This window comes from Rhodoferax ferrireducens, assembly GCF_003347515.1.
Classification (GTDB): Bacteria; Pseudomonadota; Gammaproteobacteria; order Burkholderiales; family Burkholderiaceae_C; genus Rhodoferax.
Window position 1 is genome coordinate 1 of record NZ_QEII01000126.1, and the last position, 1441, is coordinate 1441.

1 protein-coding gene is annotated in these 1441 nt (G+C 56.3%); it reads right to left on the reverse strand.

Annotated elements, in window-relative coordinates:
- Positions 1-418: 418 nt before the first annotated feature.
- The gene (locus tag C5P05_RS00570; protein ID WP_114967993.1) at positions 419-1120 is read right to left on the reverse strand and encodes a hypothetical protein; all 702 of its coding nucleotides are present in this window, start codon (positions 1118-1120) and stop codon (positions 419-421) included.
- Positions 1121-1441: the final 321 nt, after the last annotated feature.

Below are 1441 nucleotides of genomic sequence, written 5' to 3' on the forward strand. Positions count from 1 at the left end.
AACGTACGGGCCACAAAGGCACCAATGGCTTACCGGTCATGTGTGGCGTGCCCCTCAACGGTACCTCACGCACGGCTCAAGTTTCTTCGGCACGGAGTCCGGGCGCGGCCGGCTGGATCGCTAACGATTCCCAGAAAGTTTCCGCGCCCACCTCTGCTCAAAATGAGTGCCCACTTTGGACCGACTCTACGCCATACGAATGATTTTGGCGTACAGCCGGTTGGTCGATCTGTTGAAGTCAGTGACCAAGGAAATCGCATTTCTTAGCTTGGTGACTCCAAGAGACTGATTCTTGACATTGCGTTTGCAAACCAGCCACCTCCAAAGCCGACATAGCCTGCAGCGGGGTTGATGTGCTTTCGGCTCTTTCGCTTGAGTCCGATTTAACCCAACGAGATTCCACGAAAACTGGGGCGATTCAGGCAGCGAATGGACGGTCAGTAAAGTCTGCGATGCTTTTACGCATCCCTTGGTTGTCGTAAAAGGCCACGCCGGTTTCAGCCGCTTTTTTAGCTAGTTCAGCGACGAAGGCCTTTCCGATGTCTCGCTGTTCGATATTCCCCCACGGACTCGGCACCAACTTGCCGAGCCAGCCTACCCAACGCGGCGTATGGGCGTTGCCGACGATGATGCCGGGGCGGAAAATCGCCAAGCGCGGAAAATTCACCGCCTGGATAACGGCTTCCTTTAAGCCCATTATTCGGACATATTTAATCCGGCTTTCCGCGTTAGCACCGGCTGCCGATAGCAAGCAGAATTGCGCCACACCTGCTTGGCGCACACCGCGAGCAAAAGCGCCGACCACGCCGATTTCTAGCTGTTTGAGCCGCTCTTCGGTCCATTGCAAGGATCCGCTGCCTACACCGACGCAGCTGACGGCAGACACGCGATCGCCCCCGGCGGCGACCTCTATCGCCAGAGCGGCAACACGCATTTCGAAATCAGCTGCACCCGTATTCATCGCCACGTTACGTAGGCGCGATGGATCAGCGATCACCACTGGTTTACGGGTCACCATGACCACTTCGCGGCATGCAGACTCAGCAAGCAACGCTTGCACTACTGCGCTGCCGACTTGCCCCGTGCCGCCAATGACAATAACGCGAAACTGTGGATACATAAGCTTCCCCCGAAATCTAAAGCAACCATGGCCTCGTCCCACAATCGGGGGTTTTTGCCTTTTGCATGCTTTTCAACTGGATTTCCATATTACAGCCCGTCACGACTGACTCCTTGCGCTGCACAGCGGGTCTTCAGGACTTCAATTTGCCTTCCCGATACCCGACATTGGCGGTCTTGGCTCAACCGTCAGCGCAACGACCAGATGCGGTCATTGAAGAAACAGAAATCTTGGCCACTCTCAACCCAACGATTGGGCAAAGCGCACCAGTCAGCCTGCCTGGCGCGCGAAGCCGCGCCGGCCGCTAAGGATTGGCAGATC